The organism is Streptomyces sp. NPDC006314 (assembly GCF_040613075.1).
In the GTDB taxonomy this organism is placed as follows: domain Bacteria; phylum Actinomycetota; class Actinomycetes; order Streptomycetales; family Streptomycetaceae; genus Streptomyces.
The window spans coordinates 62534-83647 of record NZ_JBEXRL010000024.1 but is presented as its reverse complement, the minus strand read 5'-3'; the positions used below and the strand labels follow the sequence as shown (position 1 = coordinate 83647).

Annotated in this window: 17 protein-coding genes and 1 riboswitch; of the genes, 8 read left to right on the top strand and 9 right to left on the bottom strand. The window is 72.2% G+C overall.

What is annotated here, in order from left to right:
- Positions 1-181: 181 nt before the first annotated feature.
- Genes ABZ079_RS31905 through ABZ079_RS31895 form a run of 3 tightly spaced genes read right to left on the bottom strand, consistent with a single transcriptional unit; the run spans position 182 to position 2300 of the window.
- The gene (locus tag ABZ079_RS31905; protein WP_356942922.1) at positions 182-982 is read right to left on the bottom strand and encodes a class I SAM-dependent methyltransferase; all 801 of its coding nucleotides are present in this window, start codon (positions 980-982) and stop codon (positions 182-184) included.
- Positions 979-1596: a DUF2064 domain-containing protein gene (locus ABZ079_RS31900; RefSeq protein ID WP_356942921.1), complete on the bottom strand. Its 618-nt coding sequence runs from the start codon at positions 1594-1596 to the stop codon at positions 979-981. The genes ABZ079_RS31905 and ABZ079_RS31900 overlap by 4 nt, the downstream gene beginning before the upstream one ends.
- Positions 1593-2300, bottom strand: coding sequence for a glycosyltransferase family 2 protein (locus tag ABZ079_RS31895; protein ID WP_356942920.1), 708 nt, complete (start codon positions 2298-2300; stop codon positions 1593-1595). Before ABZ079_RS31895 ends, ABZ079_RS31900 begins: the two co-directional genes overlap by 4 nt.
- Positions 2301-2412: 112 nt before the next feature.
- Between ABZ079_RS31895 and ABZ079_RS31890 the strand changes: the two genes are divergently transcribed.
- Together ABZ079_RS31890 and ABZ079_RS31885 are read left to right on the top strand one after the other, a co-directional pair.
- Positions 2413-3144, top strand: a complete 732-nt coding sequence (locus ABZ079_RS31890) for a response regulator transcription factor (protein WP_356942919.1) — start codon at positions 2413-2415, stop codon at positions 3142-3144.
- Between the two features lie 2 nt (positions 3145-3146).
- Positions 3147-4256, top strand: a complete 1110-nt coding sequence (locus ABZ079_RS31885) for a HAMP domain-containing sensor histidine kinase (protein ID WP_356942918.1) — start codon at positions 3147-3149, stop codon at positions 4254-4256.
- A 1-nt stretch (position 4257) separates the two neighbouring features.
- On the opposite strand, the gene ABZ079_RS31880 is transcribed toward ABZ079_RS31885, so the two are convergent.
- Positions 4258-5259, bottom strand: coding sequence for an NAD-dependent epimerase/dehydratase family protein (locus ABZ079_RS31880; RefSeq protein ID WP_356942917.1), 1002 nt, complete (start codon positions 5257-5259; stop codon positions 4258-4260).
- A gap of 329 nt (positions 5260-5588) precedes the next feature.
- On the opposite strand from ABZ079_RS31880, the gene ABZ079_RS31875 reads away from it, so the two are divergent.
- Entirely contained in the window at positions 5589-8216 is a 2628-nt protein-coding gene (locus ABZ079_RS31875) for a SpoIIE family protein phosphatase (protein ID WP_356942936.1), read from the top strand.
- A gap of 34 nt (positions 8217-8250) precedes the next feature.
- Here the strand turns inward: ABZ079_RS31875 and ABZ079_RS31870 are convergent, their stop codons facing one another.
- Positions 8251-10536 (bottom strand): MMPL family transporter, encoded by a 2286-nt coding sequence (locus tag ABZ079_RS31870; protein ID WP_356942916.1) that lies wholly within the window; start codon positions 10534-10536, stop codon positions 8251-8253.
- Between the two features lie 457 nt (positions 10537-10993).
- On the opposite strand from ABZ079_RS31870, the gene ABZ079_RS31865 reads away from it, so the two are divergent.
- Complete coding sequence (locus tag ABZ079_RS31865) at positions 10994-11185, top strand: hypothetical protein (RefSeq protein ID WP_356942915.1); 192 nt, start codon at positions 10994-10996, stop codon at positions 11183-11185.
- Between the two features lie 133 nt (positions 11186-11318).
- On the opposite strand, the gene ABZ079_RS31860 is transcribed toward ABZ079_RS31865, so the two are convergent.
- Positions 11319-12197 carry an MBL fold metallo-hydrolase gene (locus ABZ079_RS31860; RefSeq protein ID WP_356942914.1) on the bottom strand — a complete coding sequence of 293 codons (879 nt, stop codon included), beginning with the start codon at positions 12195-12197 and terminating at the stop codon, positions 11319-11321.
- A 10-nt stretch (positions 12198-12207) separates the two neighbouring features.
- Positions 12208-12275, bottom strand: a riboswitch (guanidine-III (ykkC-III) riboswitch).
- A gap of 171 nt (positions 12276-12446) precedes the next feature.
- On the opposite strand from ABZ079_RS31860, the gene ABZ079_RS31855 reads away from it, so the two are divergent.
- Positions 12447-12755, top strand: a complete 309-nt coding sequence (locus ABZ079_RS31855; RefSeq protein WP_356942913.1) for a hypothetical protein — start codon at positions 12447-12449, stop codon at positions 12753-12755.
- A 37-nt stretch (positions 12756-12792) separates the two neighbouring features.
- Here the strand turns inward: ABZ079_RS31855 and ABZ079_RS31850 are convergent, their stop codons facing one another.
- Positions 12793-14586, bottom strand: coding sequence for a coagulation factor 5/8 type domain-containing protein (locus tag ABZ079_RS31850; protein ID WP_356942912.1), 1794 nt, complete (start codon positions 14584-14586; stop codon positions 12793-12795).
- Between the two features lie 298 nt (positions 14587-14884).
- A complete protein-coding gene (locus ABZ079_RS31845; RefSeq protein ID WP_356942911.1) occupies positions 14885-16603 on the bottom strand; it encodes a TROVE domain-containing protein in 1719 nt (572 codons plus the stop codon).
- 300 nt (positions 16604-16903) lie between these two features.
- Here ABZ079_RS31845 and ABZ079_RS31840 point away from each other — a divergent pair, with 300 nt between their 5' ends.
- The 3 genes from ABZ079_RS31840 (at position 16904) to ABZ079_RS31830 (ending at position 18084) form a co-directional block, all read left to right on the top strand.
- A complete protein-coding gene (locus tag ABZ079_RS31840) occupies positions 16904-17161 on the top strand; it encodes a DUF6400 family protein (RefSeq protein ID WP_356942910.1) in 258 nt (85 codons plus the stop codon).
- Positions 17148-17405 carry a hypothetical protein gene (locus ABZ079_RS31835; RefSeq protein ID WP_356942909.1) on the top strand — a complete coding sequence of 86 codons (258 nt, stop codon included), beginning with the start codon at positions 17148-17150 and terminating at the stop codon, positions 17403-17405. The genes ABZ079_RS31840 and ABZ079_RS31835 overlap by 14 nt, the downstream gene beginning before the upstream one ends.
- 106 nt (positions 17406-17511) lie before the next feature.
- Positions 17512-18084, top strand: coding sequence for a hypothetical protein (locus ABZ079_RS31830; RefSeq protein ID WP_356942908.1), 573 nt, complete (start codon positions 17512-17514; stop codon positions 18082-18084).
- Between the two features lie 98 nt (positions 18085-18182).
- Here the strand turns inward: ABZ079_RS31830 and ABZ079_RS31825 are convergent, their stop codons facing one another.
- On the bottom strand, positions 18183-20615 hold the full coding sequence (locus ABZ079_RS31825) for a SpoIIE family protein phosphatase (protein ID WP_356942907.1): 2433 nt from the start codon (positions 20613-20615) through the stop codon (positions 18183-18185).
- Positions 20616-21114 lie beyond the last annotated feature (499 nt).

The following is a 21114-nucleotide window of genomic DNA, read 5'->3' as shown; positions in this document are numbered from 1 at the left end:
CCGCCCTGCTGCACGATCTCGTCCTGCTGCCGCTGTACGCCGTGGTGGACCGGGCGGTCGCGCGGGGTCTCGGGGCGGCCGGCCGGCGCGGCTGGACGGTCTACGTGCGGGTACCGGCCGCGCTGTCCGGGCTGCTCCTCGTCGTCTGGTTCCCGCTGATCAGCGGCATGGTAGGAGCACGTTACCGGTCGGCCACCGGCCTTTCGGCGAACGGCTTCCTCACGCGCTGGCTGCTGATCAGCGCCGTACTCTTCGGCGGCTCCGCGCTGCTGCTGGTGCTGCGGGCAGGCAAGACGGCGAAGCGCCGGCCGCCGGTCTCCCACTGAGTGACGGCCCGCAAGCCGGCCCTGCCCGCGTACCGGAGCAGGGCCGGGGTGCCGAGACGGGCCCAGGGAAAGGGAGTGCCGGTCCCGGAGGAGGAGTTGACGACATCGACCACCTGGACCCGGGCGCGTTCGTCGACGTCGACCGGCACGGTCTCCGCGATCAGCAGACCACCCGGGCGCAGGAGCCCGGCCACCCGCTCCAGCAGGGCGGCCGGGTCTCCGCCGATGCCGATGTTGCCGTCCATGAGCAGGACGGTGTCCCAGCGGCCCTCGCCGGGCAGCGGGTCGAAGACCGAGCGGCGCAGCGCCCGCCCTGCGCCATGCTCCCGGCGACCGGACGGGGGAGAGTCCAATCGCCGCGTGGTGTGCTCCACGGCGGCGTCGCTGACGTCGATGCCCAGCACGGTACGGCCCCGGGCGGTGAGCTCCGCCACCAGCCGGCCCGGCCCGCAGCCGACGTCGAGAACGGCGCCCTCACAGCGGTCCAGGACCTCCCGGTCGACCGGATCGGCCCGGGCGCACCAGCGCTCCACCTCCAGCGGCAGCAGCCAGCCGTCCGCACGGCGCAGGAACAGCGGGCCCCGGCCACTGCGCAGGGCGGTGGAGTACGGGTCGGCGGCCGCCCAGGCCAGGCGGGCGGCGGGCGGGCTGCTCATCGCCCGGTGGCCGGCGTGCAGCGCGCCAGGCACGCGGCGAACCGGCTGTGCGGGGCGAGAGCGGCCACGGCATGGGCATCGGCGGCGACATCGACGTCCCGCAGCCTGGGCAGATCCCGTACCCGCAGTCCGGCGGCGACCAGGCGCGCCCGCTGCACGGCCCCGGTCAGGGGAGTCGACATGGGAACGCCCCGCAGCAGTGCCGGCTCGGCTTCGGCCAGCCCCAGAGCCCAGAACCCGCCGTCCTCCGCCGGGCCGAAGCACGCGTCGTGGTCCGCGAAGTCGACGGTCAGCAACTCCGGGGTCACCTGCGGGGTGTCCATGCCGATGAGGAGGGCCGGGCCCGAGCAGTGCGCGAAGGCATCCGCCAGTCGCTCGTCCAGGCCGCCCGCGCACTGCGGCACCACCTCGAAGCCGGGCGGCAACCACGCTCCCGGAGCACCGTCGAGGACGAGGACGCGCCGGGACGCGGGCGCGGCCGCCACGGCGTGCAGGGTGTCGGCGAGAGCCGCCTGGGCAAGCTCCGCCGCCTCCTCCTGGCTGAACGGCGGGGTGAGCCGGGTCTTGACCCGTCCAGGACGCGGCTCCTTGGCGATGACGAGAAGTGTGGTCACCGTAGGGTCCCCCGGTCGGACGGGGCCTGGGCGGCCGGCGCCTCGGCCAGCACACGGCGCATGTCCCGTACCGTCTGCCAGGTGCCCCGCCATGTGCCCGTCACCTTCGAGGCCCCGGTGCGCGGCAGATAGGGCACGTCGTGTTCGGCGACGCGCCAGCCGGCGTCGGCGGCGCGAACGACCATCTGCAGCGGGTAGCCGCTGCGCCGGTCGGTGAGGCACAGCGAGAGCAGCGCCTCGCGGCGGGCGGCGCGCAGCGGTCCGAGATCGTGCAGGCTCAGACCGGTACGACGGCGCACCATCCGCGCGAGCACCAGATTGCCGGCCCGGGCGTGCGCGGGCCAGGCACCCCGGCCTCGCGGGCGCCGCCGGCCGAGGACCAGATCGGCCTCGCCCCGCTGGACCTCGCGGACGAAGGGAACGAGCAGCGAGGGGTCGAGGGAGGCGTCGCAGTCGCAGAAGCACACGATGTCGCCGGTGGCCGCGGTCAGCCCGGCGTGGCAGGCGGCGCCGAAGCCGCGCCGCGGCTCGCGCACCACCGTGGCACCGAGAGCGCGGGCGACCTCGGCGGAGCCGTCGGTGGAACCGTTGTCGACGACGAGGGCGCGCCAGCCGGCCGGGATCCGGGCGAGCACCCAGGGCAGGGCCTCGGCCTCGTTCAGGCAGGGGAGCACCACGTCGATCTCCGATGAAGTGGTCGTCACGGTTTCACCCTACGAACGGGAATCGGACATACCGGGCGAGCGCTCCTTACGAAACGCGGACGCCGTATCCGCCGGCTCCACGACGGCAGGCGCACGGTGCGACGCTGGGGGCATGCAACCGCCCCCCGAGTTCCCTGTGGCCGAGGCCGCCGACGGGCCGGCCCGGGTCCTGGTCGTCGACGACGACCCGACCGTCGCCGAGGTCGTCACCGGATATCTCCACCGCGCCGGCTATGTCGTCGACCGTGCCGACGACGGCCCGACGGCGCTCACGCGCGCAGCGGCGCACCGGCCCGACCTCGTGGTGCTGGACCTGATGCTGCCCGGCATGGACGGTCTGGAGGTGTGCCGCCGGATGCGCGACCGCGGCCCGGTGCCGGTCATCATGCTCACCGCCCGGGGTGACGAGGACGACCGCATCCTGGGCCTGGAGGTCGGTGCCGACGACTACGTCACCAAGCCCTTCAGCCCCCGGGAACTCGTCCTGCGCGTGGAGTCGGTGCTGCGCCGCAGCCGCCCCGTCGCCACGGGACCCCGGCTGGTCGGCGCGGGACTGTCGGTCGACCTCGAGGCCCGCAGAGCCACCAAGAACGGCACCGAACTCGCCCTCACGCTCCGGGAGTTCGACCTGCTCGCCTTCTTTCTGCGGCATCCGGGCCGGGCCTGTAGCCGGGAGGATCTGATGCGCGAGGTCTGGGGATGGGACTTCGGCGACCTGTCGACCGTCACCGTCCATGTCCGCCGACTGCGCGGCAAGGTCGAGGACGACCCGGCCCGACCCCGCCTGATCCAGACGGTGTGGGGCGTCGGCTACCGTTTCGAACCCCATGAAGCGGTGCGCTGAGCATGCGCGACACCCTCCTCATCGCCCTGTACGCCTTCGCCGGCGCCGCGGCCACCGGCCTCGCCGGAGCAGGGGTGCTGCGCCTGATCCGACGCCGCTCGCTCACCGCCTCCCTCACCGTGGTCGCGGCCGTGGGAGTCGTCGCGATGCTCGCCGGCACGCTCGCCGTCGCCTGGGCGATGTTCCTGTCTCCGCACGACCTGACGGTCGTCACCACCGTCGTCGCGATGGCGACCGTCGTCTCGCTGGCCACCGCGCTGGTGCTGGGCCGCTGGGTCGTCGCCCGCAGCCGCGACCTCGCCGACGCCACCCGCCACTTCGGCGACGACGGCGAGTTCGCCGTCCCCGCCGCCCCGGCCACCGCCGAACTGGACGCACTCAGCCGCCAGCTGGCCGCGACCAGCGCCAGACTCGCCGAGTCACGGCAGCGGGAGCGGGCGTTGGAGACCTCCAGGCGCGAGCTGGTCGCCTGGATCTCGCACGACCTGCGCACCCCGCTGGCCGGACTGCGGGCCATGTCGGAGGCGCTGGAGGACGGCGTGGCCGCCGACCCCGGCCGCTACCTGAAACAGATCCGCACCGAGGTCGAACGGCTCAGCGACATGGTCGGCGACCTCTTCGAACTCTCCCGCATCCACGCGGGCACCCTCCCGCTGAGCCCCTCCCGCATCTCGGTGTACGACCTGGTCGGCGACGCGCTGGCGGGAGCCGACCCGCTCGCCCGGGAACACGGTGTACGGCTGGTGGGCGACCGCGTCGAACCGCTGCCGGTGGAGGTGGACGGCAAGGAGATGAGCCGTGTGCTCGGCAACCTGCTGGTGAACGCCATCCGCCGCACCCCGGCCGACGGCACGGTGGCGGTCACGGCGGAGCGCACCGACCACGGCGTGGTGCTGTCCGTCACCGACGGCTGCGGCGGCATCCCCGAGGAGGACCTGCCGCGCGTCTTCGACACCGGCTGGCGCGGCACCGACGCCCGGACACCCCCGGCCGGCGCGGGCCTGGGCCTCGCCATCGTGCGGGGCATCGTGGAGGCCCACCAGGGCCGGGCGACCGTCCGCAACGTTCCCGGCGGATGCCGCTTCGAGGTGACCATCCCGGCCGCACCCTGACTCACTCCCCGCCCGGTCCGGTCCGCGCGAACTCCCGCATGCCCTCCGCGAAGCCGACCTGCGGCCTCCACCCCAGCGCGGCCCGCAGCCGGGACGAGTCGGCGGTGATGTGCCGGACGTCACCCAGCCGGTACTCCCCGGTGACCACCGGTTGCGGGCCACCGCACGCAGCGGACAGCGCCCGGGCCAGCTCACCGACGGTACGAGGCTCACCGCTGCCGGTGTTGTACGCCGTGAGCACACCCGGTGCGCCCTCCGCCTCCAACGCCACCACGTTCGCCGCGGCCACGTCCCGCACGTGCACGAAGTCCCGCCTCTGCCGCCCGTCCTCGAACACCCGGGGTCCCTCCCCGCGGGCGAGAGCCGAGCGGAAGAAGGAAGCGACCCCCGCGTAGGGGGTGTCGCGCGGCATCCGGGGCCCGTACACGTTGTGGTACCGCAGGGACACCGCCGACCCTCCCGTACAGCGGGCCCAGGCGGCGGCCAGGTGCTCCTGGGCGAGCTTGGTGGCCGCGTACACGTTCCGTGGATCGGCGGGGGCGTCCTCACCGACCAGGCCGGGGACGAGGTCCTTCCCGCACTCCGGACACCGCGGCTCGAAGGATCCCCCGTCCAGGTCGGCCACGGTCCGCGGCCCCGGTCGCACGACACCGTGTCGCGGGCAGTCGTACCTGCCCTCCCCGTAGACGACCATCGAACCGGCCAGCACCAGGCGCCGCACGCCCGCCTCCGCCATAGCGGCCACCAGCACGGCCGTACCCAGGTCGTTGCGCGAGACGTACTCCGCCGCCTCGGCGACACCGTTGCCGAGCCCCACCATGGCCGCCTGATGGCAGACGGCGTCCACACCGGACAGGGCCCTGGCGACCGCCTCCGCATCCCGGACGTCCGCGCCGGGATCCTCCCTGACGTCGTACACGAGCGGCTCGTGTCCGCTCTCCCGCAGTGCCTCGACGACATGGGACCCGATGAAGCCGGCACCGCCGGTGACCAGTACGCGCATACGGCCACGCTAGAGCGGACCGCGCCGCGACCCCACGCACGCGGCCCACGCGTCATGAGTCCGTAAGACGTGGCCGGTTCCGGCCCGGCCAGCGGGCCGGAACCGGCACGCGATGCGGCGGCGGTGGGCACCCCGGTCGCCGAGCAGTGAGCCCCAGTGCTAGAAAAGGGAACATGAGCGGGCGTTCCCGCCGGCCGTGGGCGAGAGCGGCGCCGCCGCCCGGCGCACGGCGGACATCAGGTCCGTCCCGTCGCCCAGGGTCCCGGCCGTCTCACGGGCGCCGCCTCTCGTCGTCCCTGAGCATCCGCACGCTCGCCGCGCAGGTGTTCCTGCTCCAGGCGCTCATCGTGCTGGTGCTGGTCGCGGTGGCGGCCGCCGCCCTGGTGCTGCAGGGCCGGTACGACGGCGAGCGCAGCGCCAGGGACCGGTCGCTGGCCGCCGCCGAGGCGTTCGCGCACGCGCCCGGCACGGCATTCGCCCTGCGGTCACCGGATCCGTCGGCACGGCTGCAGACGCCGGTGGAGCGGGCGGGAAAGGCTTCCGGCGTCGACTTCATCACCGTCCTGGACAAACACGGGGTGCGGATCGCCGACTCCGACCCCGATCTCATCGGCATGAAGGAGCAGGGCGTCGGCCGAGCCGCCGCGGGGGAAGCGTTCACGGAGACGTTCCACGGCCGGCCGACCGACGCCGTGCGCGCGGTCGTACCCGTGACGGACGCGAGCAGGCGTGTGGTCGGCATGGTCAGCGCCGGGATCCAGTACGCCAATCTGGCCCACGTGCTCAATCGACAGCTGCCGATGCTGCTCGGTGCGGCCGCGGGGGCACTCCTCCTCGCGACCGGTGGCACGGCTCTCGTGAGCCGCCGTCTGCTCCGGCAGACCCACGGGCTGGGCCCGGTCCAGATGACCCGGATGTACGAACACCACGACGCCGTGCTGCACGCGGTGCGCGAGGGGGTGCTGATCATCGGCGGTGACGGGCGGGTACTGCTCGCCAACGACGAGGCACGCCGACTGCTGAATCTTCCCGCGGACGCCGACCGGCGGCAGGTGACCGAGCTGGGGCTGGGGCCCGCTCTCACCCGGTTGCTGGTGTCGGGAGAGGCCGCGTCCGACGAGGTGATCCCGGCCGGGGACCGGCTGCTGGCGGTGAACACCCGGCTGACCGCACCGTACGGTGGCGGGCAGGGGCTGGTCGCCACCTTCCGTGACACCACGGAGCTGCGAGCCCTCTCCGGCCAGGCCGCGGTGGCGCGGGGCCGGCTGTCGTTCCTGTACGAGGCCGGTATGCGGATCGGCACCACGCTCGACATGCGGCGCACGGCCGAGGAACTGTCCGAGGTGGCGGTTCCGCGCATGGCCGACTTCGTCACCGTGGAACTCCTCGACTCCGTGCTGCGCGGCGAGGAGCCCACGGGCGCGGTGCGCCAGATGCGGCGCACCGCGCTGCGCGAATCACGGGCCGGGCACCCCTTGCAGCCGGTGGGGGACCTGATCCGGTTCGTCGTGGCCGACACACCGATGGTGGCGGCACTGCACCGCGGCAAGGCCGTCCTGGTCCCGGACCTGCACACCGCCCAGGACTGGCGGGCCCAGGACCCGCAGGGCGCTCGGCAGGCGCTGGACTACGGCATCCGTTCCCTGATCACGGTGCCGCTCCGCGCACGCGGGGTGGTCCTCGGCATGGTCAACTTCTGGCGCTCCGCGGATTCCCCCCGGTTCGAGGAGGAGGACGTCGCCGTGGCCGAGGAACTGGTGGCCCGGGCCGCCGTCGCGATCGACAACGCACGCCGGTACTCCCGCGAGCACGCGATGGCCGTGACCCTGCAGCGCAGCCTGCTGCCCGTGGGCCTCCCGGAACAGGACGCGCTCGAGGTCGCCTCACGCTATCTGCCGGCGCAGTCCGGCGTGGGCGGCGACTGGTTCGACGTCATCCCGCTGTCCGGCTTCCGGGTCGCACTCGTCGTCGGCGACGTCGTGGGGCACGGGCTGCAAGCCGCGGTGACCATGGGACGGCTGCGGACCGCCGTGCTGAACTTCTCCTCACTGGACCTGGCCCCGGACGAACTGCTCGGACATCTCGACGAGATGGTGACCCGGCTGGACTCGCAGACGGCACACGCCGACGACGACCACGCCCCGCTCACCGGGGCCACCTGCCTCTACGCCATCTACGACCCGGTCGGCGGGCACTGCACCTTCGCCCGCGCCGGGCACATCGCACCCGCCATGGCGGATGCCGAGGGCAGGGTGGCCCTTCCCGACCTCCCGCTGTCTCCGCCACTGGGAGTGGGAGGCCATCCCTTCGAGACCGGCGAGCTGGACCTCCCCGAGGGCAGCCGCCTCGTCCTGTTCACCGACGGCCTGATCGAAAACCGCGGACGGGACATCGACGAGGGCCTGGAACTGCTCCGCTCCACGATCGCCCGTGCGGGCGAGACACCGGAGGAGACCTGCCGCGCCCTCATGACGATGCTGCCCGAACACCCCAGTGACGACGTGGCACTGCTGGTCGCGCGGACCCGGCTGCTCGATCCGTCCCGGGTCGCGGCCTGGGACGTGCCGTTCGACGTGACGGCCGTGTCGCGGACCCGCTCCGAACTGGGCCGGCGACTCACCGACTGGGGGCTGGAGGAGCAGGCGTTCACCACGGAACTGATCCTCAGCGAACTCCTCACCAACGCGATCCGCTACGGCGCTGCGCCGGTTCGCGTCAGGATCCTGCTGGGCCGCACTCTCGTCTGCGAGGTGTCGGACGGCAGCAACACCTCACCCCGGCTGCGACGCGCGGCCACCACCGACGAAGGAGGCCGCGGCCTGTTCCTCGTCTCCCAGTTCGCCGACAGCTGGGGTGTCCGCTACGCGGCGAAGGGAAAGGTGATCTGGGCCGAACAGACACTGGGCCGCGTGCCGGAACCGGACATGTCCGTACTGTTCGATGAGATTGCGTTCTGACACCGGCCGGCGCTCCTCGACCGGGCTCGTGCGGTCATGAGGGCCGTGCGTCGCCGACCGGCGAATGCCCTGCTCCCGTCCTGGTGACAAGGCTCCGCAGAGACCACCAGTTCGCCTCGCCGGCCAGGGACATCACCGCGGGCACCAGCAGCGGGCGGACGATGAGCGCGTCCACCGCCACGGACAGGGCGACGGTGACACCGATGAGCTTGATCGTGGTGATCCCGGAGCCGGCCAGGCTGAGCAGTACCGCGGCGACCACCGTGGCCGACGCGGTGAACAGGGGTGCGGCCGAGACCAGTCCGGCGGCGACGGCCGCCGTGGTCCTGCCCGTGCGCCTGTGCTCTTCCGTCACTCTCGCGAGCAGCAGCACCTCGTAGTCCAGGGACAGCCCGAACGCGAGACAGAACACGGTGACCGGGCTCATGATGTCGGTCTGGCCGGTGACGGTGAAGGACCCCAGCAGCCATCGGAGATGGCCCTCCTGGAAGATCCACACCATCGCACCGAAGGTCGCCGTCATGCTCAGCGCGTTCATCACCAGCGCCTTGACCGCCAGGAAGAGTGCGCCACCGGTGAACGCCAGCAACAGGACCAGGGTGGCCGCCACGACGATGGTGACGGCCGTCGGCAGACGGGAGGCCACGGCGTCGCGTACGTCGAGCAGCCGGGCCGGCGGCCCGGCGACGAGCACGCCCGTGGGAGCGTCCGCGGCGCGTACCGCGCGGGCCAGCCGAACACTGGCCGGGCCGAAGGGTTCGGCCGGTCCGCGCACCGCGAGCCAGGTACCGGCCGGAGACGCATGGCGCCCGGCGAGCACCTGGCAGTCGGCCGCCGCCGGGCAGGGCTGGGGCAACCGTTCGCCGTGCGCGTAGACCCCGGTCGCGGTGCGCACGGACGAGGCGTCCGGCAGCGCCGACAGACGCCGGGCGTAGGCGTCCAGTGCCGCCGTACGGGAGGCGTTCCGGTCCGGCGTCCAACCGGGCAGGATGACGTCCAGCTCGGTACTGCCGAACTCCGGGAACGCCGAGCGTACGTCACGCATCGCCCGGACCACGGGGGCGTCACCGGGGAGCACACGCTCGTCGCTGAGGGCCAAGGTGACGTGCCGGAACGGCAGCGCACACACGGCCAGTACGAGGGCCGCCAGTACTGCGACCATGACCCGATGGCGTGTCACCGCCAGGGCCAGGCGCTGCCACCGGCCGCCGGATCCGCTTCCGGTGCGGGCCGTACCGCGCCACCGGGCGAACCGGTCCCGGGTCCCGAGGCGACCGCCGAAACAGGAGAGGCCCGCCGGGACCAGGACCAGGGCCACAGCGGTGGCCAGGGCCACCACGGGGATCCCCGCGTACGCCAGGGACCTCAGGAACGGCAGCGGGAAGACGAGCAGCCCGGTCAGTGACAGGGCGACGATGCTCGCGGACACCAGCACCGTACGGCCCGCGGTGACCATCGTCCGCTCCACGGCGGCCCCGTGGGCGGCACCGCCGATGCGTTCCTCCCGGTACCGGGCCACCAGGAAGAGGCTGTAGTCGACCGCCAGCGCCAGTCCCACCGCGGTCGTCATGTTCAGCGCGTACAGCGACACCTCGGTGAACCCGGACAACACCCGCAGCACCGCCAGCGTCCCGACGACCGCGACCAGTCCCACCGCCAGGGGAAGACACGCCGCCCCGAAACCGCCGAACACCCACAGCAACAGCAGCAGTGTGGCCGGCAGGGCGATCAACTCCGCCCGGCGCAGGTCGTGCCGGCTCTGTGCCTGGAGATCTCTGACCACCAGGGCGGCACCCGAGACCGTCACCCGGAGCGTCCCGTGCCCACCGGTGACCGCGGGCACCAGCCGGTTCACCGTGGTGTGGTGCGTGTCCGACACCAGCCGCACCAGGACCAGCGCCGCCCGTCCGTCCCTCGAGCGCAGCGCCGCGTCCGGCGGGCCGGTCACCTGGGCACTGGCGTCCCGGCCGGTCACGGGGCCGGTCCAATAGGACGCGGCGCCGGTCACCTTCGGGTCCGCGAGCACGCGTGCGACCAGACGCCGGCCGTCCTCCCGGGCGGCGCGGGCGTCGACCGACCCGGACGAGGTCCGAGCCAGCAGCGCCAGATCGGGTGCCCCGCCGTGGAAGCGTTCGGTCAGCAGGGCGTCGGCCCGCAGGGACGGCGCTCCCGCGGGTGCCCACCCGCCGGTGACCAGATGCCCGGCCACGCCGTGGCCCACCACCGCAGAGGCGGCGGCGAACAGCAGGGTCAGTACGATCACGATCCGCCGGTGCCGGACGGCGGCCCGGCCGAGCGCCACGGGCACGGCTGTGATCACCTGATCTCCTGTCGCCACACTTCATGCGGCCGTCCTCCGGGCCACCGGATTACCGGTCAACGGCGCGCGGCATCGGGGGCAACGCAGGACGGGACGAACCTCCACAATCGGGTGATCACCTATACGTCCGACTGCCGGTATCCGCTGGAGGCCGGTCAGGCCGTGGCCGCGGGGCGGAGGTTCTGGTCGAGGCGGATCAGCGTCGTCGGGTCGTGGGTGGCCGGTCCGTGCGCAGGCCACCGTCTGACCTCCGGGGTCCGTGGCCGATGTGCGACGCCGTGCTCTGACGACGGGGCAGCCGGAACGGCCGCGGGACGACCGGCGCCCAGATGCAGGATCATGGTCCCCGCAGAAGGATCGGCATGGGTGGTCCACGCTCTGCGGCGGGCCCGCCGCCGACCGGTGCCCCGGCCTCTGACCGAGCTGGGGAAAACGTCCGATCCTCGTCTGCATCGCCGTGGTCGCCTTGGCCATCGCCGCCATCGCCGCCATCGGCCGGGCCGCCTCGCCGCCGACGGGCGGCTGGGGCGAGGCCGCACTGGCCCTCGGCCTCGGCGGTGTCGGCGCCGCGATCACGCTGAGTCTGCGAACCCGAGACATCGGCTGTCGAGAGCGCGATGACTCCGGCATGCAGATCCTTGAGAGGTGATCGGTCACAGAGGTCCCGCGTCGCTTGTGCTGTCGGCTCTCCTGCTGGCTCTGATCTCCCTGTCGACCGGCACGCCGTCGGCGCCGAGTGCACCACCCGCGAAGAGCACACACCCCGATGGCTGACGGACCGCTCAGGTGTGCGGGCAGAGCACGAAGTCGGAGCAGGCGTGCCTGGTGAGGTCGTCGTCGAGTTCGGTGAGGGCGTCCCGGATCCGGCGCAGGTGGGCGGGGGTCAGCTGGAGCGGGGGCTCGTCAGGCTGGTAGGTGGTGCGGACCGGGTAGTCCACGCCCGGCTCGGTGGTCATCTCGATGTGGCAGCCCAGCACATGGGTGACCGGCCGGCGGTCGGCGAACTCGATCAGGCGCTCGATGCTGCGGGTGAAGGCGGCGAGGTCCTGGATGTAGAGCCGGCCGGGATAGACGCTGTCGCCGGTGAGCAGGAAGCCGGTGGCCGGGTCGTAGTAGGTCACGGCCGCCTCATGGTGGCCCGGCGTGGCCAGGCACTCCAGCACTCGTCCGCCGAGGTCGACGGTGGCGACGGCGTCCGGGTCCGTGTCGAACCCGAAGTACGGCCACGCGGTGGCGAGGTCGGCCCCCACCACCGTGGTGCCGGGGCGGCCCGCGAACTGGCCGTCGCCCGCGATGTGGTCGCCGTGTCCGTGGGTGTGCAGCACGAGCAGTTCGTAGCCCTCCCGGGGATGCCGGGCGAGCCAGTCCGCGAGGAGTCCGTCGACGACCCGGCGCAGGGGGAAGAACCCGGGCGACCCGGTGGCGCCGGTGTCGATCAGTACGGCCCGCTGGTTGCCGCACAGCAGGAACAGAAAGGGCGCCTCGTAGTGGACGGCCATGTTCTGCCGCAGGATGAAGGTGTGCTCGTCGTAGGCGTGGACCTGGATGTCCGGGTCGGTGTTGTGCTTCGCCGACGGCGAGCCGTGGATCCACCTGACGTCCAGAGGGCGCGCGAGGGGAGCGGTGCCGGTGAAGTCGATCGGCTGCGTGCCGGTACCCACGATGCCTCCACGTGCGTCGTCTTGGCGGGCCGGGTACGGCGCACATCTCGTCCGGGGCAGGCACGTCCGCGCCTCCGGCGGGACGCTACCACGCTGCCTGGAGTTCCCCGGAGGCTCCTCGGTCCCTCCGGATCCGCAGGCGGAGGCGGGTCATCCCTGGTGGCAAGGGCGACAGCGGCCCCCGGCGGACCGCGCCGGCGGTCAGGCCGCCCAGGTGTCGCCCGTCGCCTTAGGGAAACCCGGCCCGGCATGACAGCACATGAGCGGCAGGAAACCTCCCAGTCCGATCGGCAGGTCGTCGACCGGCTGGTGCCCGTCTGGCTGGATGAGACGGAACGCCATGATCCCAGCGCCGCCCGTCAGGCCCGGGCGGGCTGGCAGAGCGGTTCGCTGTCCGGGGACGCCGCGCAGGATCTGGCCACGTGGGTGACGGCACGGGTCACCGACACCGGCTTCAACGACGACGAGGGACCGCAGATCGGCGGCCCGACTCGCATCACGCCGGCGGACAAGGAACGCGTGCACAGGTGGCTGGCGGCTCAGGGGCACCGCGTCTGACGCCGAAGGACCCTGGGCGGCACCTGCGACACCGGTCTCAGGGGTACGACACCACCGTGGACGGAGCCGTGGACGTTCCCGAAGTCGGCGCACCCGTCTCGTTGATCACGTGTTCGTACTGGCCGTTGCCGCCGAGCGAGACGACCAGCAGGTCGTGGAACTTCACGCCCGGGCGGTTCGGCGCGGCGAAGCCGTGGTGCTGCACGATCGACGGGTCGACGTTGTAGTAGCAGTAGCTGCCCAGGCCCCAGCCCTCGTGCGTGGTGACGTTGTCGCCGACCTTGTAGGCCGCGTAGCCCTTGACCGAGCCGTTCTGGACGGCGGCCTGGTTCGGGGCGTCGTACGCCTTCTCGTTCTGGAAGAAGACCGTGCGGCCCCGCTGGCCGTACCACTGCACGTCGTACTTGTTGAAGTGCTCCACGAACAGGCCGGTGCAGAGCACGTCGTCGCCGTTGATTACGACTCCGTAGTCGGCGCGGTTGGTGTCCCAGCCGACACCCGTGCCGTGGTCGGCGCGCCACAACCAGGTGTGGTCGATGATGGTGTGCCGGCTGTTGATCACCATGCTCGTGGTCGCCTTGCCGGCACCCGCGCCACCGATGCGCACGAAGACGTCCTGCACCGTCGTCGGGTTGGCGGAGTGGTCCTTCGCCGCGCCGGCCGGGCCCACCTCCAGCAGCGTTGCGGAGTTGACCGGTCCGGCGTCTATGAGGAAGCCGGCGAGCCGTACGCCGTCGACGTCGGCGACCTTCAGCACCGTGCTCCCGTCGGCGGGCACGAGCGTCGCGTACCCCAGGCCCAGCACCACGGTGTTGGCGCGGTTGATCTGGATCGGCTGGTCGACGTGGTAGATGCCCGGCGTCAGCAGCAGGTGAAGTCCCTGCGCGAGCGCCTGGTTGAGGGTGGCCGCGCTGACGCCCGGCTTCGCGACGTAGAACTGCGACAGCGGCAGGGACGTGCCCCTCGGTGTGCCGCTGCCCCACGTCACCCCGCGGGCGTTCGTCCGCTTCTCCGGCAGGAAGACACGGAACTCGCTGCCGCTGACGTACAGGAACGGCTTCTCACGGGAGACGGGAGTGGTGTCGAGCGTGGTGTACGGCGGGTTGGGGAAGCTCTGCGCCGGGGCGCCCTGGACGCCGGAGAACACCATGTTCCACACGCCGTTGAGCCAGCTGCCGATGACGCTGTCGCGGGTGTACCACTGCTGCTGCGAGTAGGGCCCGACCTGACCGTCGATCCGGCTGTCCGCGATGTAGCCGCCGCTCGCCCAACCGTACCCCGACGGGGCGAGATCGAGCCCGCCCCGGACGTGCATACGACGGAAGGGTGCCGCCTGGGCCACCGCCCACCGGTTGGTGCCGTTCGCGGGGGCCAGGGCCAGGTTCTCCGCCGAACGCCAGAAGTTCTGCGTGGCGTTGCCGTTGAACCAGCCCGCGTCGACCGTGACGTCACCGTTGATCGTCGTGTCGTCTGGAGACAGCCCGAGGCCCGCGATGGAGGTGTAGAAGCCGATCTGGGCGTTCAGGCCGTTGTACGTGCCGGGCTTGAACAGCAGGGCGTAGCGACCGGTGCCGAACTGGGCCGACTCCTGCTGCTGGAAGACCCGGTCCAGTCGGGCCTGGATGCCGGGCGTGGAGGGGTCGAACACAAGCACGTTCGGGCCGAGGTCGCCCCCGCCGTGCAGGGCGCGGGGGGCCGTGCGTGATGAGCCGGCCGCCCTGGCGGGCGTGGCCACACCGGCCAGCACGGGCACCGCGGCCGCCGCGGCAGCGATGACGGCCCGGCGGCCGAGGGACGGTGAGGAAGGGGAGGTGGGGGAGGAGGGAGGCATACGCGGCTCTCCTTGTTCAGGAAATGAACGAAGTGGGGGTGGGGGAGCGCTCTCTCGCCGTTGGATGCTTCATTGGCGTGAACGATGCGTCAAGGGTTACGACCGAATTTCCATATGCTCCGCCTGAATAACCGTCACATCGTTGCTCGTGCCTTCGAGAAGTGAGCGAAGGACCTCCCTGATTCTTCGGTCGTCTCCCTTGACACCCTCCCGTCGCCGCCCCAACACTCCAGCGGTGGGAGAGCGCTCTCCCGGCTCCGTACGACCTCCCCTCCCCTCCCGTCGAAGAGCCCCCATGTCACGGAGATCGAAGATCCTCTCGGGCGTGCTGGTCACCTCCGCCCACGAGGCGTGCGTCGGCGTCCCAGGGCCATGCCGCGTCCAGACCGGATTCAAGGAGGGGGATGAGACGGAAGGCGGCGTCGCTGAGGCCGCCGAAGGTGTGGCGGTGGCGTCCGGTGGCGGTGTGGCCGTAGGAGTAGCCGGCGAGATTCCAGGTGTAGACGGGGACGCGCCGGGGAACGGCGATGAACGGGTCGACGGCGGACGACCGGTGAGCTTGTTCGTCGGTGACGATGACGACGCGGTCGTGCTGCCGGTAGTGCCGCCGGACGGCCGCCGCGGTGTAGGTGCCGCCGAGGTCGTGGAACCGGTCCACCGCACGCAGGACGGACTCGCCGGGCGTGAGATCGACGACCTGGCTCCCGGTGCCGTATTCAACGAGGTCGGCCCGCTCGGCGCGGAGGGCGAGGGCGGTGCCGAAAACGGCGGCGGAGTCGGCGCGGTTGAGCTGGGTACGGGCGCTGGGCATGTCGAACATGGACCCGGACCGGTCGACCAGCACGAGGGTGCGGCCGGGCAGTTCGGGCACGTGGGAGAGTGAGTGCCGGAGAGCCGTCTCCAGGGCGTCGTGCCAGCGCGGTGAGGGCGCGTTGCGGTGGGCGGCGAGGTAGCGGAAGGGGAACTGGCGGGAGCGGCGTACCTCGTCCGGGTCGGAGATCCGGCGGGCGACATCGGCTGCGACGCGGTCGCTGACGCCGGCGAAGTCGAAGTTGCGCAGGTTGCGGACGAGTGCCATGGGGCCCATGGAGGGGATCAGGGCCTCCCAGACGGTGGCGTCGAGGGGCCGCTGAAGCCATCCGGCCACGGATTCCCACGTCATCCCGGCCGCGGAGAGCCGCTCGGCCCCGCCGGCCGAGGTGACCAGGGCGTACCGCTCGTCCGCGGGGACGCCCATGAGGGCGTGATGGGCGCTGAGAAGAGGATCACCGGCGGGCGGCAGGGCAAGGTGGCTCCGATACCGCCGATCCAGGGCGTACCGGAACAGCTCACCCTGCCAGGGCCGGTCCGCAGCGGGAGCGGGATGTGTCAGCCGGAGCACGTCACCGAAGCGGAATCCCCGGGACCCTGTGTCGTACTTCAGGAGCGCGCGGCCGGTGTAGAGCCGTCGTACGGCATCGGCGACACCGCGCTTGAGGGGTTGCGGAAGCCGGCGGCCGTACCGCGGGGTCCAGTAGCCGAGCAACTCGCCGGGCTCGTCGGCCCGTTGCAGCACCGCGTCGACCGCCTGCCGCGAGAACCCCGGCGCCTGGGCCTCCACCCGGGCGCGCACGAACTCGGCCGCGCCGACCACGGAAACGGTCCGCATGTGCGCCTCCGTGCGCAACCAGCGGAGCAGCCCAAGGGTCCACGCCGGGTCACTGACGGCGAGCCGCCGCACGAGCCCCGAGTACCGCTCGTCTCGTGAGCGGGCGCTCTCGTAGTAGCTCTCCTGCCCGACCATGTTGCTGACGGCGAGCAGGAACAGCTCCTCCCTCGGCGGCCGCGCGTACCCGGCGCCACCCTCGTGGTTGACGAACACGGCGGAGGGCACGGCCGGTGTCCGCCCCGCGGGATGGACCCACCGCCCGTACGTGGAGAGCGGCGAGGTCGCCCCCCCCGTGGTCAACCCGGGTACCTCGGCCTGAATCTCGACCCTGGCTTCGGCCTTGGCTCGCTGGCGGTTGAACCGGGTCATGCAGAGAAATCCCCCTGAAGGGCGCGACGAACGGACGAAGAGGTGAGAAAGCGACGTGTGAGTGACGTCTTCCGAGATGAAGAGAGCCCCGGTGTGAGTTCGTCGACAGGAAGTAACCGGGGCACGGCGCATCGGAAGACGTCACGAGGGACGCTACCCGCCTGCCTCTCGCCCGAGCACCTGATTTGTTTCCCGGGGTGCCAGAGCGATCCGCAGTACGCCGCCGACCTGCCCCGGTCTGCTGTGATGTGCCCCACCTGCTCTTGTCGTGGCCGGGAAGGCGTACCTAAGTTCGCTCCCATGTCCCTGCATGACCGCACCCCGCCTGCCGAGCCGGTCGACTTCGCCGTCGATCTCACCAGCCATGAGATGGTCCGGCGATCCCACGTCATGGAGGCACTCGGCCCCGACTGGGATCCCGTCGAAACGCTGCGCCGCGAGGAGGCGGCGTACGACCTGCTGTACTCCGGTCTAGACAAGGAACAGCAGCGGCTGTACGACGCCCTCGTCTCGGCCGGTGTCCTTCCGCAACGCGGGAACGGCCGTGCTTCCGCTTGACCCCCAGGCGGACATCGGGCGCCGCGCCTGGGTGACCTGCCCGCGCTGTGAGGACCACCGGGGATGCCCCACCTGCGAACAGCGTCGCAGGTGCTCGGACCACTGGCGCTACCTGCTCGCCAACACCGGCAGCATCCTCCACCTGCAGTGCCCCTCGTGCACCCACATCTGGGACCACGAAACGGGCTTCGGTGCCACCCGCACCCCCTGGACACGTACGACCAGCGGCCTGCGGCCACAGTGAACAGACACCCCGCTCGTGTACGCGCCGGTCCGCCGTGCGCGTGTACTCGGGTCGACGTGCCGGTGTGGTGGTTGCGTCCCTGATGGGTGATGGTCACCGTGGACGGGTGATTCTCGTTCCGGGCCCCCTGTGGCAGCGGGGGCCGGTGAGCCGGGCTCTGGGCGCCGGCCTCGCCGCCGGCGTCTTCTTCGGGGCTTTCGTTCTCGTCGAGTCGGGGTCATGGCTCGGCGCCGTAGTGGTTCTCGTGGTGCTGAGCCTCCTCTACGGGACGCGGGTGGCGCGCCGCATGGGCAGGGCCTGGCCCGCGGCCAAGCACATGAACGCCGCCGACCGCGCGGCCGTCGTACACGCCACCCGGCGAGGCGAGGCCATCGCGGATCCGCGGCTGGCGCCCTCCGTCGCCGAGTACGCCGACGCCCTGCGCCGGTGTGCCGAGGAGGACCGGCTGCGCCGCTGGGTTGTCCTGCTCGTCACCGTGCTCGCGGTCGCTCTCGCCGTGTACGACACGCTTACGGGCTCCACCCGCGAGACCCTCGTTTCCTGGCTGGTGGTCGTGCTCTGCCTGGCCGACCTGATGTGGTGGCCCCGCAGACGAGGCCACCTGCTGGCCCAGGCCGGCCGGGCAGAGGCGTCGGCCCGCCGGGTGACGGACGCGGGCCACACGACAGGTGATTCCTGACGAGCCCGGGCGGACTCGGCAACCCGTGTTCGCGCCCCGTTCCCTCCACCGCCGCTCCGGTCCGCCTTCGTGGCCGGCGGCCGTCGCGTGCGGGATTCTCAGCGGGGAGCGCCGGGCAGCTGCTGCTCCGCCCAGATGGTCTTGCCCGAGGCGGTGTACCGGGTGCCCCAGCGCTGGGCGACCTGCGCGACCAGGAACAGGCCGCGTCCTCCCTCGTCGGTGCTGTGGGCACGGCGCATATGGGGAGAGGTGTTGCTGGTGTCCGACACCTCGCAGATGAGGGCCCGTTCATGGACCAGGCGAAGACTGATCGGTCCGCAGGCATGCGTGATCGCGTTGGTGACCAGTTCGCTCACGATCAACTCGGTGGTGAAGGCGACGTCCTCCAGTCCCCACGCGGCCACCTGGGACGCGGCCTTGTCGCGTGCCTCGTGCACCGCCCGGGGGTCGGCGGGTACCTCCCAGGAGGCCACGCGGTCGGGGGTCAGGGCGCGGGTCCGGGCGATGAGGAAGGCGACGTCGTCGCGCGGGTGGTCCGGCAGCAGGATGCGGACCATCGTGTCGCAGATCTCCTCCAGGGGCCGGTCGGGGTGGGCCAGGGCGAAGCACAGCCGTTCGAAGCCCACGTCGACATCGCGGTCCGAGGCCTCGATCAGGCCGTCGGTGTAGAGGGCGACCACGCTCCCTTCCTCCAGCTCGAACTCGGCCGACTCGAAAGGCAGACCGCCCAGTCCAAGAGGCGGACCCGCGGGAATGTCGGGCAGTTCGACGGGCTCGCTGAGGTGGGCGATGGCGGGAGTGGGGTGTCCGGCGCGTGCCACGTTGAGTTTCCGCGAGATCGGGTCGTAGACGGCGTAGACGCAGGTGGCACCGATCACCAGCGGGCTGTCCGCGGCCGCTTCCGCTTCCTCCGCCAGGCGCAGGACGAGGTCGTCGACGTGGGCGAGGAGCTCGTCGGGGGGCAGGTCCAGGTCGGCGAGGGTCTGTACGGCAGCGCGTAGCCGGCCCATGCTGGCCGCGGCGTGGATGCCGTGGCCGACGACGTCCCCCACGACCAGGGCGACGCGGGCGCCGGACAGCGGGATGACGTCGAACCAGTCGCCGCCCACGCCGGCCTCGGCGTCGGTCGGCAGATAGCGGTAGGCGACCTCGACGGCGCAGTGGTCCGGCAGGTCAGGGGGAAGGAGGCTGGTCTGGAGGGCGAGGGCGGCGTTGTGCTCGCGTACGAACCGCCGGGCGTTGTCCACGCACACCGCCGCGCGGGCCACCAGCTCCTCCACCAGCAGAAGGTCGTCCTCGTCGAACGGGTCGGGGTTCTCCCAGCGCAGCAGCGTCACCACTCCCATGGTCACGCCGCGCGCCCGCAGCGGTACCACCAGGTGGGTGTGCACGCCGAGCTGGATGATCCTGGACAGGCGCTGCGAATCGCCCGCGAGCCACCATGTCGTCGGGTCCAGCACCGGATCGCGGATCGGGCGGCCGGTGTTCAGGCAGCGTTGTTGCGGTGACTTGGGCGGATACCGGGTGGGCTCCCCGATGGGGACGATCGCCTCCGGCTGGTCCTCGCGGATCGACAGGTGCGCCGCCCGCTGCAGCGTGCCGTGGGCGACCGGTCCGGGAGGGAGGTCCTTGGCCGCGAGGACGCCGTGGAAGAGATCGATCGCCACGAAGTCGGCGAGCTGCGGCACGAGGACCTCGGCCAGTTCCTGAACGGTGCGGTCGAGGTCGAGGGTGGTGCCGATGCGTTGTGCCGCCTCGTTCACCAGGGCGAGCCGCTCACGTGCCCGGTCCTGGGCGGTGACCTCGACGGCGGTGTGGCACACCCCGAGCGTCTTGCCCTCGACGTCCCGCAGCGGGAACGACGAGCGGAGCCTGAGGTGACCCTGCGAGTTCCGGCGGGGCATTCCGGGCGGGGGCGTCACATGCTCCAGGGCCGGCGTGACCCGGCCCCACAGCAGCACCTGGCGGGCCTGCCAGTCCACGGCCGGCGGCAGCTGCCCCGGTCCCGGGGACGCGGCCGTGCCGTCGGCACCGTCGTGCTGCGGCAGTCCCTCCATCGCCGCCAGCACCCGGTTCACCCACTGGAACCGCAGCTCGGTGTCGAGCACCCCGATGCCGATCGGTGACTCCTCCAGCAGGGCGTGCACCACCGCCTGGTCCAGATCCCACTGGTGCGAGGCGGCGACGTCACAGGCCACGGCGAGCCAGCCGGAGCCCTCCTCCGCGCGCAGCGGACATGCCCGCACGGCCAGCTGCACCCGGTGGCCCGCACGATGACGCACGGTCACCAGACCCGCCCAGCCGTCCCCGGCCCGCCGCGCTCTGGACAGCGCGGACGCCGGTGAGTCCTCGCTCGCCAGGACGGACGTGACGGGCTGCCCCAGCACATCGGCCGCCGGATAGCCGAGCAGAGCCTGCGCCCTTCCGTTCCAGTAGCGGATCATGCCCTGCGTATCCACCAGGACGACGGCGGCCGACGTGATGCCGAACGGATCGCCCTGGTGCTCGTTCGCCGTATCCCTGAGACCCATGGTGTCGGCCCCATCCGCAGGCGGATTTCCTTGCACCACGGTCTCACATAGCCCCCGGTGTGTCTTCGTGCCCGCCACGCCTCCACATGCGCACATCGCACGTGACGCCCGGCCGCGGCGCGCCCGCTGCCCGCCGGTGAGGAAGGGCGCCCGCTGCTGCGGAGGGACGGCCCCCAGGCCGGCTGTGCTTGGGCGGCGCGGGCAGCGGCACGGGGCACGTCCTCGGCCGTGGCCGGGTCCAGGGGCGCCGAGCCGGTCCCAGGTCGCCGGCTCGGTCACCGGCTGTCGCGGGTGGCGTCCTGCCGGCCGTCACTGAGGAACCTCTCGGGGGTGAGGCGTTCCAGGAGAGCGTGGTGAGCGCCGTGTCGACCTGGACGAGGCGGGGACCGTCCGGGTGTTCGGACAGCACGGACCGCGGCTCGTTCTCCCTCGACGTGCCGGGCGCGCAGCCCGTAGCCCTCGGCGATGCGGTGAAGTCCAGGCCCGGGATCCAGGCCCG

What these genes read in the sequence shown, in the direction of transcription:
- ABZ079_RS31905 (WP_356942922.1), bottom strand. Translation starts at nt 982, where the DNA reads ATGAGCAGCCCGCCCGCCGCCCGCCTGGCCTGGGCGGCCGCCGACCCG.
- ABZ079_RS31890 (WP_356942919.1), top strand. Translation starts at nt 2,413, where the DNA reads ATGCAACCGCCCCCCGAGTTCCCTGTGGCCGAGGCCGCCGACGGGCCG.
- ABZ079_RS31885 (WP_356942918.1), top strand. Translation starts at nt 3,147, where the DNA reads ATGCGCGACACCCTCCTCATCGCCCTGTACGCCTTCGCCGGCGCCGCG.
- ABZ079_RS31880 (WP_356942917.1), bottom strand. Translation starts at nt 5,259, where the DNA reads ATGCGCGTACTGGTCACCGGCGGTGCCGGCTTCATCGGGTCCCATGTC.
- ABZ079_RS31855 (WP_356942913.1), top strand. Translation starts at nt 12,447, where the DNA reads ATGACAGCACATGAGCGGCAGGAAACCTCCCAGTCCGATCGGCAGGTC.
- ABZ079_RS31850 (WP_356942912.1), bottom strand. Translation starts at nt 14,586, where the DNA reads ATGCCTCCCTCCTCCCCCACCTCCCCTTCCTCACCGTCCCTCGGCCGC.
- ABZ079_RS31845 (WP_356942911.1), bottom strand. Translation starts at nt 16,603, where the DNA reads ATGACCCGGTTCAACCGCCAGCGAGCCAAGGCCGAAGCCAGGGTCGAG.
- ABZ079_RS31840 (WP_356942910.1), top strand. Translation starts at nt 16,904, where the DNA reads ATGTCCCTGCATGACCGCACCCCGCCTGCCGAGCCGGTCGACTTCGCC.
- ABZ079_RS31825 (WP_356942907.1), bottom strand. Translation starts at nt 20,615, where the DNA reads ATGGGTCTCAGGGATACGGCGAACGAGCACCAGGGCGATCCGTTCGGC.